This is a genomic window from Bacillus sp. N6 (assembly GCF_052805735.1).
The window spans coordinates 1,660,625-1,674,912 of the sequence record NZ_CM127843.1; the positions used below are offsets into that span (position 1 = coordinate 1,660,625).

Sequence of the window (14,288 nt, forward strand, 5' to 3'; positions counted from 1 at the left end):
AATTTCTTAACTAGGTACTTTGCACTTACTAAATTTTGATACAAGGGTCTTATTGACCGAAAATATCGGGATAAATAAAAATACAACATTTTTTATATTTTTCATTGCGAAAAACGTAATCTACTTTTACAATAGAAAGGGTTGTGAATATATTATACTGGAAAAATAAATCGAAATAATATGAAAATTTTGTTTTGTCTTCGCTAATTGTATATTACATACATGTAAGACGACATACGTCATGTTATCGACTTGTAAGGAGAGAAAAAAATGAAAAGTGTAAGATTACCATCGATGCTAGAAATCATAGTTCTTTTATTACTATTTCTTGCTGTTGTCTTTTCCTTCCAAACGATTTTTGATCTCCCAATTCAATTAGCGCTATTTATTTCATGGTTTTTAGTAATTGCGCTTGGATTAAGATTAGGATTTCGTTATCAAGAATTGCAAGATGCAATTACGAAAGGGATTTCTAACGGATTAGAAGCAATACTGATTTTAGTTGCAGTAGGTGCTTTAATTGGAACGTGGATTGCTGGTGGGGTAGTACCAACATTAATCTATTATGGATTAGAATTTATTCACCCTAGCATATTCCTATTAGCAACATTAATTATTTGTTCTATAACTTCTATCGCAACAGGAACGTCTTGGGGAACAGTGGGAACAGCAGGTATTGCTATGATGGCGATTGGTGAAGGACTTGGTTTACCACTTCCGCTTGTTGCTGGTGCAGTTCTTTCAGGAGCTTATTTCGGCGACAAATTATCACCACTTTCTGATAGCACAGTTCTTGCAGCTTCTATGGCGAAAGTAGATGTTATTGCTCACGTTCGAGCTATGCTCGTATTAGATGTTCCGGCTTATATTATTACTAGTATTATGTTTACTGTAGCTGGTTGGATGTATGGCGGCGATAATGTAGATTTGAATCGAGTAGAATTTTTAAAAGAAGCTTTATTAAAGCAATTTGATATTAAAATATGGATGCTTATTCCAGCGGTCATTGTTATCGTTCTATTAGCGATGAAGAAACCGTCTATGCCAACAATTGCAATGGGAGCTTTAATTGGTGCAATTTGGGCAACTCTTTTCCAAGGGATGAACTTTGGAGAGGCGATTGGAACAGCTTATAACGGATTCTCAATTCAATCTGGTGTTGAGTTTGTTGACAAGTTATTAAACCGTGGTGGAATTAACGGCATGCTTGGCTCAGTAGCCGTTATTATTTTCGGTTTAGGATTTGGTGGATTACTTGAAAAACTAGGTGTTTTAAAAGTAATCGTATCAAAATTTGAGAAGAAATTAAATTCTGCAGGTAATGTAACATTGTCTACATTAATCGTGGCATTCTTAGCTAATATATTTGGTTGTGCGATGTATGTATCACTAATTTTAACACCAAAAATTATGGAAGATAGCTATGATAAATTAAAAATAGACCGTCGTGTATTAGCGCGTAACTCAGAAGTAGGTGGAACGTTAACTTCAGGTATGGTTCCATGGTCTGATAATGGTATTTTTATGGCTGGTATTTTGGGTGTAGCAACGTTTTCATACGTTCCGTTTATGTGGTTAAGCTTCGTATCGTTAATTTTAGCAGTTATTTATGGATATACAGGCAAATTCATCTGGTATGTAGATGATGCAGATAAAGGAAAGCAAGCATCATAAAATAAAAATCACCTTCTACAATATGTAGAAGGTGATTTTTATTTTTTAATAGCATTTTCTGAAGTTATTTCATTCTCATATTTAGCAATTTTTTGTTGTATCTTTTTTAAGTTTTTTTCAGTGTCTTGAATGAGCTGTAAGACATTGGTCTCCTGTTGTTTCATTAATTCTAACCTTTGAAGGATGGTAGATTCTCCTTCCATAGACCAGTCGATAAATTGTTTTATTTTTTGAATTGGCATACCAGTGTTTTTTAAACACAAAATCATCTCTAAATATTTCAGTGCTTCTTCATCAAAAACTCGATCTCCTTTTTCGTTTCTTTGCAGAAAAGGAAACAGTCCTTGTTTATCGTAATAACGTATTTGAGAAATAGTTAAGTGTTGCATTTTGGCGACTTGCCCAATTGTATAATACATATCATTCATCCTTTTATTACCAAGGTATAATGCCATCTTTGTTAAATATTTTACCATTATAGTTTGTTTCACTTAATGCATATTTAATAATAATTTTAGCACTTTCAGTGGTTGTATGGCCACCGGGGGAATTTCCATTAAGATCCGTAGTTGTAAAACCAGGAGTTACTCCAAATACTTCTGGACCGTTAGTGGCAAATTCTTTACTAAAAGCTAATGTTAAAGCATTAATAGCTGTTTTGGAAGAATTATATCCTAGTGTATTAATTGGATGTGTTTCACCATTAGCAAACATTGTTAGTGAGGCCATGTCAGTTGTTACATTTATGATTTTACTGTTGCTTGATTTCTTTAATAATGGTAAAAAGGCTTGCATCATTTGGAAAGTTCCAAAAAAGTTAACTTCAAATCCTTGGCGTAAAGTTTCAATATTTAATTCACTAGGTAGCGTATTGAAGTCTAGCGCTATGCCTGCGTTATTAATTAATAAATGTAAGTGGTCAGTCGTTTCGTAAATTTTCTTTGTTGCTTCTTGAATGGATTGTGAATTTGAAATATCTACTTGAATATAGGAAACGTTTGAAACATTTAAAGATTCTACGGCTTGTTGTCCAAGTTGTTCATTACGAGCACCTAAAAATACGTGATAATCTTTTTCTGCTAATTGACGAACAAGTTCATATCCAATTCCTTTATTCGCACCTGTTATAAAAGCATATTTTTTCATATTGAATTCCTCCAGTAGTGTTATAGTAGGTTACAATGGAAAGGATACAGCCTAAACTTAAGTTTAGGTCAAGAGGAATTTTTTAAAATAAATATAGAATATCTATATATAAGAGTGAGAATTCTTATCATTTAAGAGAAAGTCTGTTATTATAAGAGATGTAGGTATTATATTTTCAAGGGGATGAAAACATGGAGTACAGAATTGAAAGAGATACATTAGGAGAAATAAAAGTTCCAGCTGATAAATTATGGGCAGCACAAACACAACGTAGTAAAGAAAACTTTCCAATTGGAACAGAGCAAATGCCGCTTGAAATTGTAAAAGCATTTGCAATTTTAAAGAAGAGTGCAGCGCTTAGCAATCAAAAATTAGGAAAGCTATCAGAAGAAAAAGCAGAAGCAATTGTAGAAGCTGCGGATGAAGTGATTGCAGGGAAATGGAATGAACATTTTCCGCTTGTCGTATGGCAAACAGGTAGTGGTACACAGTCAAACATGAATGTGAATGAAGTAATTGCAAATCGTGGGAATCAAATTTTGAAAGAGAAGGGATCTGACGTACATATTCATCCGAATGATGATGTGAACATGTCACAAAGTTCAAATGATACATTTCCAACGGCGCTTCATGTAGCTTGTGTAATCGCAGTAGAAAATCACGTATTACCAGCAATTACGAAATTAAAAGAAACTTTAGCAGAAAAAGTAACTGCATTTGAACATATTATAAAAATTGGTCGTACACATTTACAAGATGCAACGCCGTTAACTTTAGGGCAAGAAATTAGCGGATGGCACCGTATGCTTGAAAAAACAGAGCGTATGATTGCAGAGAGCAATACATATATGAAAGAGTTAGCAATTGGTGGAACTGCGGTTGGAACAGGTATTAATGCTCATCCTAAATTTGGTGAGATGGTATCAGAGGAAATTAGTCAATTTACAGGTAAACAATTTGTTTCTGCACCAAATAAGTTCCATGCATTAACGAGCCATGATGAAGTTGTATATACTCACGGTGCATTAAAAGCATTAGCTGCGGATCTAATGAAGATCGCTAACGATGTACGTTGGCTTGCAAGTGGTCCACGTAGTGGTCTTGGAGAAATTATTATTCCAGCAAATGAACCGGGAAGCTCTATTATGCCAGGTAAAGTAAATCCAACGCAAAGTGAAGCGTTAACGATGGTTGTAGCGCAAGTAATGGGGAATGATGCAACAATCGGATTTGCTGCGAGCCAAGGTAACTTTGAGTTAAATGTATTTAAACCTGTTATTGCTTATAACTTCTTACAATCAGCTCACTTATTAGCGGATGCAATTGTTTCGTTTAATGACAATTGTGCAGTTGGTATTGAAGCAGATGAAGAAGTAATTAATGAAAATGTGAATCGTTCACTAATGCTTGTAACAGCGCTAAACCCACATATCGGATATGAAAATGCAGCGAAAATTGCGAAGCATGCTCATAAAGAAGGATTAACTTTAAAAGAAGCAGCATTGCAATCTGGGCTACTAACAGAAGAGCAATTTGATGAAATTGTAGATCCAAAGAAAATGATTGCTCCAAAAGAGTAATAGAAAAAGCCAAGATTTTTAGTATAGAATCTTGGCTTTTTTGATGTTCATTTTTAAGTTTCATCTACTTACAATAATGCAAGCTTCAAAATATATTATTTGTTAGCAGGCGTATTCATTACTTTCATCTGTGGGCAGTTCTCTTTTAAGAGTGAAATGAATTTTTCTTCTTCTTGTGGTACGAAAGTGGTCACTGAGTCAAATAAATTATAATTAATTTCTAATTGTTGCCTCGTCCATTTTTTTGAACGAAGTTTTTTGCCAGAGTACTTAATATGACGAATGTCTTTAAATGGGATTTCAGTACGAATTATGAAACCGTGTTTTACAACAAGAGATGATTCCGTTACGTTGTAGTGAGAGAAATAGAATGAAGAAAGATTCACGATATTTAATAGCATCATGAGAGTGAAAAAAATAGAATTTTCATTTTGGAAGAATAACGAAACGAAAAAAATAATTATAAATAATGTAATGAAAATGACGTGGAATGGATTTTTTTTCGCTTTAAACTTCAAGTTAGTCACCTCGGTATACTTGTTCTTTAACTAAATTAAATCATAACATTGTGATAAAACGTGTGAATATGCAGAATTGCATATTCGCACGTTTTATTATTCATGTAAAATTTCTTGATGGGATAAATTCAAAAGAAGTTTTGTAATAGTGGAGTGGCATGAAGTGACTTACAAGAATAGAAAGATAGCGTTAGTCATAATTAGTTGTATGATGATTATGAGTAGTTGTGCTAATAAATTTGTTGAAGATAGAAATCGAAAGCATACATTTGTACAAGCAAGTAAGGTTTTAGTAGAGACTGTAAATAGAATATATAAAAAGTAAAGGATGTTTTCTTATACGAAAACATCTTTTTTGTAGTTAAAATTGAATACTGAAGTTTTGGAATGAGTGAATACCAGTTCCATATTCACTAATCGCATATGTATTCTGTGCAATTTGTTTATCGGTAAACTAAGGGTCTTGAAGAATATTTATGTTCTATTTCACATCCTATAAAATGAATTTGTATAAACATATTCGCTTTTCTTTGTATTAAACCCTTTTGTTAGATGTTTTTATAAAAGTTTATAAAATGGGTAAACGAAACATTGAAATGTTTGTTTGCGTTGTGATAAGATGGTGAAGTGATAGTAAACGTTATACTGATTTGTTTGGTTTTAAATAAACATTTTAAAGGAGTGTTTAGTATGAGCGATATTTCAGAGAAGTTTTGGGATGCGTCAATAGAGGAATTAAAGAAAGGGTATGTGTTTGATGAAGAAAAAGAGGAGTACATTTGCTTAGCTTGTGGTGAAACATTTATTAAAGGTGTTATTTATCAAGATAACCAAATTTTGTATGAAGCAGAGAAGTTCGTCCAATTGCATATTCAAAATGAGCATACGTCTATGTTTGATTATTTGTTAAATATGGATAAGAAATTTACTGGTTTAACGGATTTACAAAAGAAAATGGTTCAGTTTTTCCATATGGGACTGAATGATAAAGAAATTGTAAAAGAAATGGATGGCGGAAGTACATCAACAATTCGTAATCATCGATTTACACTGCGAGAGAAAATGAAGCAAGCAAAAGTATTTTTAGCGCTAATGGAATTATCAGAAGAAAAATCAAAAGTACAAACGAAATTTGTGCCAATTCATAGAACAGCAACGATGGTGGATGATCGATACAATATTACGGAAGAAGAAAATGATGAAGTATTAAAAGCTCATTTTACAGAAGGATTAGATGGACCTCTCTCTAAATTTCCGAAGAAACAAAAGCGTAAATTAATTATATTGCGCCATTTAGTGAAGAAGTTTGATAGTAATAAAAAGTATACTGAAAAAGAAGTAAATACAGTGATAGAAAATGTATACCCTGATTTTGTAACATTAAGAAGATATTTAATCGAATATGGATTTTTAGATCGAACAGCCGATGGAAGTCAATATTGGGTGAAGTTATAATCATACGAAAAGAAAATGAATAGAAGCACAGTATTATAACAACTATACAAAGAGATAGAGATTGAAAATAGATGTTTAATAAAAGGAGAAATGAAATTTGAAACCACCTGCAGATAACAATAAAGAAGGTGCGGAGTCACATAAGTTGGAAAGTGAGAGTAAACCGATTTGGAAATCGATGTCGATGTTTTTAGTACCGTTATTATTAAGTAATGTACTACAATCAGTTGGACAATTATTTGGTATGGTAGTAGTAGGAAGATGGCTTGGAGTTAATGATTTAGCGGCTATATCAGCATTCTTCCCATTATTTTTCTTGCTCGTTTCATTTGTAATTGGTATCGGTTCAGGAAGCTCTATTTTAATTGGTCAGGCGTTTGGTGCTAAAAACGAAGATCGTTTAAAAGCTATCGTTGGTACGACGTTGACGTTTACCTTTATTATTGGAGTTGTGTTGGCGATAATAGGCAGTATTTTTGCGATGGATATTATGCGTCTAATGGGAACGCCAGAAAATATTATTGAAATAAGTGTACATTATGCACGGATTTTATTTATATCGATGCCAGTATTATTTTTATATTTCGCATATACAACATTTATGAGAGGTACAGGAGATTCTAAAACGCCATTTTACTTTTTAATTGTAAGTACAGCGCTAAATATGATTTTATTACCAGTTCTTATTTTTGGATGGTTAGGAGCTCCGAAATTAGATGTGTATGGAGCGGCCTATGCATCTGTTATATCTACAGTTATTACGTTTATTGTCATGCTTGTGTATTTAAAGAAGAAAAATCACCCATTACAACTAGATGGCACGGTTAGAAAATACCTTCGAATGGATGGGGAGTTATTAAAGCTATTGCTAAGGCTCGGTATACCAGCAAGTATAAATATGATATTAGTATCATTATCTGAGATTGCCGTAATCGCATTTGTAAATCGTTACGGTTCGGATGCAACAGCTGCTTACGGCGTTGTGAATCAAGTTGCAAGTTATGTACAAATGCCAGCAGTTAGCCTTGGTATTACAGTTTCCATTTTTGCAGCACAATCGATTGGTGCGAATCAATTTGATCGATTGCAAAAAGTTGTGAAGGCCGGAATTATTATGAACTACGTCATCGGTGGTGTGTTAATATCTCTTATTTACTTATTCTCAAGAGACATCTTATCACTATTTTTAACGAGTCAAACTACAATTGAAATTGCTCATAGCTTAGTTATGATTACGTTATGGAGTTATTTAATTTTCGGTCATGCACAAATTATTAGTGCGACAATGCGAGCGAGCGGTACAGTACTTTGGCCAACTGTTATTGGAGTTGTTTCAATTTGGCTTGTAGAAGTACCCGTAGCATATTATCTTTCTTACCATACAAGTCTTGGAATAGAAGGCATCTGGATCGGGTATCCAGCAGCATTTATTGTCAGCTTAATATTACAGTATGCATATTATAAGCTTTCATGGCAAAAGAAACGAATTACACGATTAGTTAGTTAAATAGAAAAAATGTCCCTAAGTTATTAGACTTAGGGACATTTTTTCGTAAGTGCAGGTTTACAAATAGCTTTTTAAAGTGATATCAAAATGTTGTCTAATGAGTGTTTTATCACTCATATAAAACTCCCACGCTTTTTCCGGTTCACCGATAATCTCAAAGGATTCTTCTGTAATATATAAAGCGCAATTATCCTCGAGTGCAATTCCTTCTATATTCCCTTGATGATTTTGTAAAAAGGAATGGAAGGCGTTCATTCTGTTTAATTGATTATAATGTGGACAAAATCTTTTATTAACAATACCCCATCCGTTACTTTCTATATAACCAGAACCTTCATAATCTGATCGGATACTAGACGTGAACCAACACATAGCACCAGCGCTATAACCAGCAATAAGTGTTCCTTGTTGCAGAGCCAATAATAATTTTTCATCGAGTCTATGTTCTTTCCATTGCGTAAGCATGTGAATATAGTTCCCGCCACCTAGATAAATTAAATCGGCTGAATGAATCATCTCGTCTATTTCATACTTAGAAGGTGAATCTGTTGTAGTACGTAAAATTTGTACTTCACAATGTAATTGTTTTTCAAACGTGTCTAAAAATAATTTTATATAGCTTTCATCATCATGACTAGCCGTTGGAATAAACAATATTTTTGGGTACTGTTTATTTGTTAATTCTATAAGGCGTTCATTAATAGGCAAGTGATTTGAATCTTGTAAATCACCGCCACCAATGACAGCTAATTTCATAGTAAAGCACCACCTAATCATTTTTGTTATATAAAAATTCGATAGAAGAGAGTTACATTCCTTCCGTAATGTAATCAATAATTAGAAAATATAGCTTAAGTATATCGGAATAGTAAAGAAACTACTGACTATATATAACAATGCATTAGAAACCATTCATTGATATATAATATTTCATACTAATGTTTCAAAATATGGAAAAAATATGTTTAAATAGATATAATGACGCATTCATTCATATTGAATTTATACTTATATTTTAAAAGGGTATCGGAAATAATAGCGATTTTCTAAAACAGTTTTTACTTTTAATAGGAAGTTTTATTACAATATGGTAAAATTATTTCAATATATTTATTTAATATGAAATACAAAGAAGGAGCGTGAAAAAAGTGGATTTTCGATTTGAATTTACAACGAAGCTGAAAGAATACTTAGACGATGAGAAGGATGAAAAAATAATAAAAGATGGACATAGAGATGTAATTTTTCACTATTTATATGCGTTAGAGACTGAAATTGGCGTTGTTAAAAATCCTAATTTTACTTTTTTTGCATCAGGAAGACGTTCACATATAGTGTTAGAAAACGTTGAATTTAAAACAGAAGTGAATGTGAAAAGTAATATAATCGAAATTGTAAAAATAGTGGATAATGTAGTTATTCCGTTAGATACTATCGTAGCGAAAGATCGGGAATTATTTGCCCTTGGGCGTAATGAGAAGTTTAGTGTACAAATATTAGAGCAGTACCTTTTTGATACATTTGGAGAAAAATTAGGTTTAAAATGAATGGAATAGCCTATGTATTTATAGGTAGTTAATTTTCGTATATATCATTTACGTTTGACCTTTCATTTAATTTATACTACAATTCGTAGTGTGAAAGGAGTTGTACAATGTTTACTCAAAACTATAAGTTAAATGAGCACGGGTTAAATCATTTCTTTGGACCGCTTGAAGCAAAAATTATGGAGATTGTTTGGTCTAGCGATGGTATTACGATTAAAGAAGTGCAGCAGAAATTAAGTGAAGAATCACCTGTGAATTTTAACACTGTTATGACAGTTATGAACAGGTTAGTAGAGAAATTACACTTAGAAAAACAGACTGTGAAAAGAAGTGGCATATATCGTGCTGTACAAACGAAAGAAGAATTCTTATCCAATCAAACGAAGAAAATGACACAGGAATTGATGGGGGAATTTGGAGATTTAGTTGTAAATCATATGTTAGATGAGTTAGAGCAGGCTGATCCGACTTTAATAAAAAAGTTAGAAGACAAATTGAGTCAGTTAAAAAGAGAGGATTAATGAAATGAAATGGCAAATGCGTAAAATCGTATTGTTAGCAGTAATTGTTAGTACCCTCTTTTTCAGCTTGTTACTGTATTACGTTACATATCCATTTCTGTTTCAAAATAAGATGTTCCTTCTTTCAAAATTTTGCTTGTTCCAGTTAGAAAAACATATGAAAGAATTATCGCTGATTCGTATAATAATCGCTGGATTATTATTACTTACTGTATTAATCGTGTGCAAAAGAATTTGGCGACAATTTTTCTATAGTAAAAAATTACAAAAAGTACTTATCCCTTTCGTCCGAAAAGGAAAACAAATATATATATTGCCGACTACGGAAGTTGCGGCATTTACAATTGGGCTATTTCGTCCGAAAGTTGTCATGTCAGAAGGGATGCTTCAAACATTTTCAGATGAAGAAATGGATGCAATTATTTTCCATGAAGAATATCATCAAAAGAATTGGGATCCGCTAAAATTATTTTGTTTTACGCTATTAGCAGAAGGAATGATGTACATACCGATATTAAAAGGGTTGTTACAGCGATATCATACGTATCAGGAACTAGCTGCTGATAAATATGCGATGCAAAAAATGGAATCCTCACTTGAGTTAGGTAGCGCGTTATTAAAATTAATTAAAATAAAGACAATGGAAAATCGATGTGTTACAGCTTTATTTGCAAAAATAGCAATAAATTTACGAATCGAGCAAGTGTTAAATGAAAAGGTTGTTAAGCTTACTATTCCGTTACATACGAATTCGGGATATGTAACAGTAGGTTTATTCTGTATGTCGGTTGTACTTATTGTCGGAGAGTGCATATAGCCTCTTTTTTTAAGAATAAACACTACTCATTGTAGTGTTTTAGGGGGAATAAAATGAATGCAGCAGATTTAACAATTTGGCTTGTGGCTGGGGCGGGAGTATTGTCATTTATATCACCGTGCTCTTTACCGCTATATCCATCTTATTTATCTTATATTACAGGTGTGTCTATCCAAGATTTAAAAGAAAATCGTGGGATTATGCAAAAATCAGCGATTATACATACAGTATTTTTTATGATCGGATTTTCGGTTATATTTTACGCGTTAGGTTTATCGGTAAGCTGGATTGGAATAACATTTTCATCTAACCAAAAATTGATTCAACAAATTGGTGGGATTTTTATTGTTTTAATGGGGCTATTTATGACGGGCTTGTTTCAGCCTAAGTGGCTTATGGCAGAGAAAAAGGTGCAGTATAGAAGTAAATCGACTGGATATATTCGCTCGATTTTAGTCGGTATGACATATGCAGCAGGTTGGACGCCATGTGTTGGACCGATATTTTCAGCTGTACTCATGCTTGGCGCGACGAATCCTGAAGGGGCGCTTCTTTATATTACAGCGTATACTCTTGGGTTTGCGGTTCCATTTTTCGTGATGGCATTCTTTATTGGGAAGGTAAAATGGATTGTTACATATGCCAATGTCATGATGAAAATTGGCGGTGGAATGATGATTGTAACAGGTATTTTATTGTATACAAATCAAATGACGAAAATTACAGCATTCTTTATTCGTCTATTCGGTGGATTTACAGGTTTTTAAAAATGAGGAGGAAGAAAAGTGAAGAAACTAATTGCTATTATATTAGTAGGGGCACTCGTTTGGGCGGGGGTTAACTTTTATAATTCAAAGAAAGAAGAGAAGGAAAGAAAAGCAAAGCAAGCAGAGTTACAGGAGAAAGAAGTATTACCACAAGTCGGTTTTAAAGCACCTAGCATCACATTAAAAGGATTAGACGGAAAGTTACAGTCGTTAAATGATGCAAAGGGAAAACCGTATATTATTAATTTTTGGGCATCATGGTGTGGGCCGTGTGAAATGGAGGCACCTGACTTAGTTCATATGTATGATAAATATAAAAAGGATGTTGAAATTTTTGCGGTGAATGCAACTGTTAGTGACCCAGTACAAGAAGCAAGCGCATTTGCTAATCGTTATGGTTTTGAGTTTCCTGTTCTACTAGATATGGACGGAGTAGCTGGACTAGATTATAAAGTATTCTCTTTACCGACGACATTTTTTGTTAATAAAGATGGAATTATAGTAGATCATGTACGAGGTGTATTACCACCAGATCAATTAGAAAAGAAATTTAAGAAATTGATTGAGAATTAAAAGGAGATTTGGTGACGATGGAGTGGATCGTGAGGTTACAACCCATATCTCTTATAATTGGAAGTCTATTTGGATTTATGTTGATGAAACGAAAGATGAGGCATCAAAATGTATCATATGAAAAAATGATGGATGCCGTAACAAATGCTTTTCTTATCATCGTATTTGTATGGAAGTTTGCACCAGCAATTTTAAATCCTGTATGGGCCTTTGGGGCGCCAGTGCAAGCAATATTAGCTGTTGGAAGTATGCAACATATTGTAGTAGGATGCGTAATTGCGAGTGTATACATTGTTTGGAAAAGTAAAAAGGAGCAATTTTCGCTTCGTATTTTACTTGATGCATTGCCTTTTGGTCTGTGTGTGAGTATTATCTTTTATTTTCTATTACATCATGAAGTAGGTGCACAAACGACACTACCATGGGGAATGAAAATATATGAATCTAAACTTTTATATCACCCTATATTCGTATACGAGATCATCCTTGCTCTTTGTATAATGGGCTTGTTATGGATGAAAAATGAAAGGCTCGGAAATGGAAAGAATATAAGTGTTTTTCTAATTATTGAGGGGTTTGCTCATATTATTATTTCGCTTGTTAGTGAACAAAATTCGGTTCTGTTTGGTCTATCAGCAGAGCAAATAATGAGCTTTTGTATTATTAGTTTAGGGATTTTGTTGGTGCCGAAAAAATAAAAGATAGCCATGTACAGAGAGTATATGGCTATCTTTTATAAGCATATTTCTTCATCATATGCTAAATCATTATATTGTAGAAACCTAAAAACCCCTTTATTAGGGGTTTTTAGGTTTCTATAGGTCTGCATGTGTTTCTTGTTTATCTGTATCCCATTTTGGAAGTTGTTTTGCTTGTTGACTTTCAGTAAAATTATTAAATCCAAAAGCAAGTATGCATGTAAAGGTTAAAATAGCTAAACTAATCTTTTTCATTATCTTAGTGCCTCCTTAGTTAATAATTTTTGTTTTGCTTCGTAAGTTTTGAAAAAATATTTTTGAGATTTCTCTATTTTATTCACTTTATGAAATTCTACTGCTAATAATTCGTAATATTCTTGTACATAATCGTATAATTCTTTACTGTTAAAATATGTAGTGCCTGCAATGATTGCGTTTTCTAAGTCGTCTAGAATACCAGTGTGTTGTGTTTTTAAGATAGTGAAATGGTGTTTATATTCTTGATTATTTAATTCATTACAAATTTCTAAGCCTTTTTGAACCCAATCGTTTGCAAGTTCTTTTTCATTTAAACTAAAATGTTCTTTGGCTTGTAGAAAATTGGCTTTTAGGTGTTTAGGTAATTTGTTTGTAACTATTGTAAGATGTCTAATAGCAAGGGTTGATAGATTTTGAGAAGAGTAGAGCCAACCTAAGTTATTTCGAACTTTTAAGATTAGTGTATCGTCTTTCAGCTTTTGTAAAATATTGATTGCTGAATTATAGTTCTCTTCGGCTTGTTCGAATTGTTTTAAATAAACAGAACATGAGCCTAAAATGTTTTCGCATAGAGCTATTTTAATTTCATAACGTGGATATTTTGAGAAAATCTCTTTAGCTTGATTTGCATAATTGATTGCTGTAAGTGGTTTGTTTGTATGGTGATTAAATATAGCAAATTTATATTTATATTCAGCTTCTTCTAGTTCGCCTGGTACATGTTTTAAAAGGGATTCAGCTTTTTCGTATTCTTTTTTTGCTTCATCATAATTTCCAATAATGGTAGCATGTTCAGCTTTAAAAAAGTGATAATAATAAGTAATAAAGTCTTCAGTTATTGGATTGTCTAAACGAACAATTTGACTAAAAGTATCATACTTAATGTTTGTCCAATCGGTTAGGACCTTATATTTAAAGTTTAGTAGGGAGTAGTAAAGCGATAGAGTTTGATCAGCTTCAATTTTATTAATCTGTTTCTCTATTTTTTCTTTTAATTGTTTCGCTTCAATTAATTGCTCCGCTACCATTACTTGATATAAAATGTTTAATTCGTTGACAATCTGTTCATGCCCTTTTAATAACACACTCATTATATATTCCCCCATTCGATAAAAGTATCCTAATTTAATTATTTCTATAATAGCAAAATAGAAGAAGTATAAGAGTGATTTTACCATATTTTTCAACAAAATTCTGAAAAATTAATTAATTTTTACATATTTCTTA

Annotated in this window: 17 protein-coding genes; 11 read left to right on the plus strand and 6 right to left on the minus strand. The window is 32.7% G+C overall.

Features of this window, described 5'->3' with window-relative positions:
- Positions 1-270: 270 nt before the first annotated feature.
- Positions 271-1,674 carry a Na+/H+ antiporter NhaC gene (gene nhaC / locus ACUXVC_RS08695; protein ID WP_000843986.1) on the plus strand — a complete coding sequence of 468 codons (1,404 nt, stop codon included), beginning with the start codon at positions 271-273 and terminating at the stop codon, positions 1,672-1,674.
- Between the two features lie 38 nt (positions 1,675-1,712).
- Here the strand turns inward: nhaC and ACUXVC_RS08700 are convergent, their stop codons facing one another.
- Positions 1,713-2,093, minus strand: coding sequence for a MerR family transcriptional regulator (locus ACUXVC_RS08700; protein WP_002153132.1), 381 nt, complete (start codon positions 2,091-2,093; stop codon positions 1,713-1,715).
- Between the two features lie 16 nt (positions 2,094-2,109).
- Positions 2,110-2,820 (minus strand): SDR family NAD(P)-dependent oxidoreductase, encoded by a 711-nt coding sequence (locus ACUXVC_RS08705; protein WP_000759552.1) that lies wholly within the window; start codon positions 2,818-2,820, stop codon positions 2,110-2,112.
- Positions 2,821-3,011: 191 nt separating this feature from the next.
- Between ACUXVC_RS08705 and fumC the strand changes: the two genes are divergently transcribed.
- The gene (fumC, locus tag ACUXVC_RS08710; protein WP_000456608.1) at positions 3,012-4,400 is read left to right on the plus strand and encodes a class II fumarate hydratase; all 1,389 of its coding nucleotides are present in this window, start codon (positions 3,012-3,014) and stop codon (positions 4,398-4,400) included.
- Between the two features lie 95 nt (positions 4,401-4,495).
- Here fumC and ACUXVC_RS08715 read toward each other — a convergent pair whose 3' ends face one another.
- Positions 4,496-4,918 carry a PH domain-containing protein gene (locus tag ACUXVC_RS08715; protein WP_144465377.1) on the minus strand — a complete coding sequence of 141 codons (423 nt, stop codon included), beginning with the start codon at positions 4,916-4,918 and terminating at the stop codon, positions 4,496-4,498.
- Positions 4,919-5,081: 163 nt separating this feature from the next.
- Here ACUXVC_RS08715 and ACUXVC_RS08720 point away from each other — a divergent pair, with 163 nt between their 5' ends.
- The 3 genes from ACUXVC_RS08720 (at position 5,082) to ACUXVC_RS08730 (ending at position 7,880) form a co-directional block, all read left to right on the plus strand.
- The gene (locus tag ACUXVC_RS08720; RefSeq protein WP_000221432.1) at positions 5,082-5,243 is read left to right on the plus strand and encodes a hypothetical protein; all 162 of its coding nucleotides are present in this window, start codon (positions 5,082-5,084) and stop codon (positions 5,241-5,243) included.
- Between the two features lie 365 nt (positions 5,244-5,608).
- Positions 5,609-6,373, plus strand: coding sequence for a DUF2087 domain-containing protein (locus ACUXVC_RS08725; RefSeq protein WP_001280271.1), 765 nt, complete (start codon positions 5,609-5,611; stop codon positions 6,371-6,373).
- A gap of 97 nt (positions 6,374-6,470) precedes the next feature.
- The gene (locus ACUXVC_RS08730) at positions 6,471-7,880 is read left to right on the plus strand and encodes an MATE family efflux transporter (RefSeq protein ID WP_000804127.1); all 1,410 of its coding nucleotides are present in this window, start codon (positions 6,471-6,473) and stop codon (positions 7,878-7,880) included.
- Between the two features lie 57 nt (positions 7,881-7,937).
- On the opposite strand, the gene ACUXVC_RS08735 is transcribed toward ACUXVC_RS08730, so the two are convergent.
- A complete protein-coding gene (locus ACUXVC_RS08735) occupies positions 7,938-8,636 on the minus strand; it encodes a peptidase E (RefSeq protein WP_000762116.1) in 699 nt (232 codons plus the stop codon).
- A 392-nt stretch (positions 8,637-9,028) separates the two neighbouring features.
- Between ACUXVC_RS08735 and ACUXVC_RS08740 the strand changes: the two genes are divergently transcribed.
- The 6 genes from ACUXVC_RS08740 (at position 9,029) to ACUXVC_RS08765 (ending at position 12,803) form a co-directional block, all read left to right on the plus strand.
- The gene (locus ACUXVC_RS08740; RefSeq protein WP_000347529.1) at positions 9,029-9,427 is read left to right on the plus strand and encodes a DUF3942 family protein; all 399 of its coding nucleotides are present in this window, start codon (positions 9,029-9,031) and stop codon (positions 9,425-9,427) included.
- Between the two features lie 107 nt (positions 9,428-9,534).
- Positions 9,535-9,948, plus strand: a complete 414-nt coding sequence (locus ACUXVC_RS08745) for a BlaI/MecI/CopY family transcriptional regulator (RefSeq protein ID WP_000495053.1) — start codon at positions 9,535-9,537, stop codon at positions 9,946-9,948.
- A 4-nt stretch (positions 9,949-9,952) separates the two neighbouring features.
- A complete protein-coding gene (locus tag ACUXVC_RS08750) occupies positions 9,953-10,765 on the plus strand; it encodes a M56 family metallopeptidase (RefSeq protein ID WP_098127813.1) in 813 nt (270 codons plus the stop codon).
- A 53-nt stretch (positions 10,766-10,818) separates the two neighbouring features.
- The gene (ccdA, locus tag ACUXVC_RS08755; RefSeq protein ID WP_000990443.1) at positions 10,819-11,532 is read left to right on the plus strand and encodes a cytochrome c-type biogenesis protein CcdA; all 714 of its coding nucleotides are present in this window, start codon (positions 10,819-10,821) and stop codon (positions 11,530-11,532) included.
- An 18-nt stretch (positions 11,533-11,550) separates the two neighbouring features.
- Positions 11,551-12,105 (plus strand): TlpA family protein disulfide reductase, encoded by a 555-nt coding sequence (locus ACUXVC_RS08760; RefSeq protein ID WP_000733187.1) that lies wholly within the window; start codon positions 11,551-11,553, stop codon positions 12,103-12,105.
- A gap of 17 nt (positions 12,106-12,122) precedes the next feature.
- Positions 12,123-12,803 (plus strand): prolipoprotein diacylglyceryl transferase family protein, encoded by a 681-nt coding sequence (locus ACUXVC_RS08765; RefSeq protein ID WP_098127815.1) that lies wholly within the window; start codon positions 12,123-12,125, stop codon positions 12,801-12,803.
- 117 nt (positions 12,804-12,920) lie between these two features.
- Here the strand turns inward: ACUXVC_RS08765 and ACUXVC_RS08770 are convergent, their stop codons facing one another.
- Positions 12,921-13,058: a hypothetical protein gene (locus tag ACUXVC_RS08770; RefSeq protein ID WP_000724012.1), complete on the minus strand. Its 138-nt coding sequence runs from the start codon at positions 13,056-13,058 to the stop codon at positions 12,921-12,923.
- Positions 13,058-14,152 carry a response regulator aspartate phosphatase gene (locus ACUXVC_RS08775; protein WP_000114849.1) on the minus strand — a complete coding sequence of 365 codons (1,095 nt, stop codon included), beginning with the start codon at positions 14,150-14,152 and terminating at the stop codon, positions 13,058-13,060. Before ACUXVC_RS08775 ends, ACUXVC_RS08770 begins: the two co-directional genes overlap by 1 nt.
- Positions 14,153-14,288: the final 136 nt, after the last annotated feature.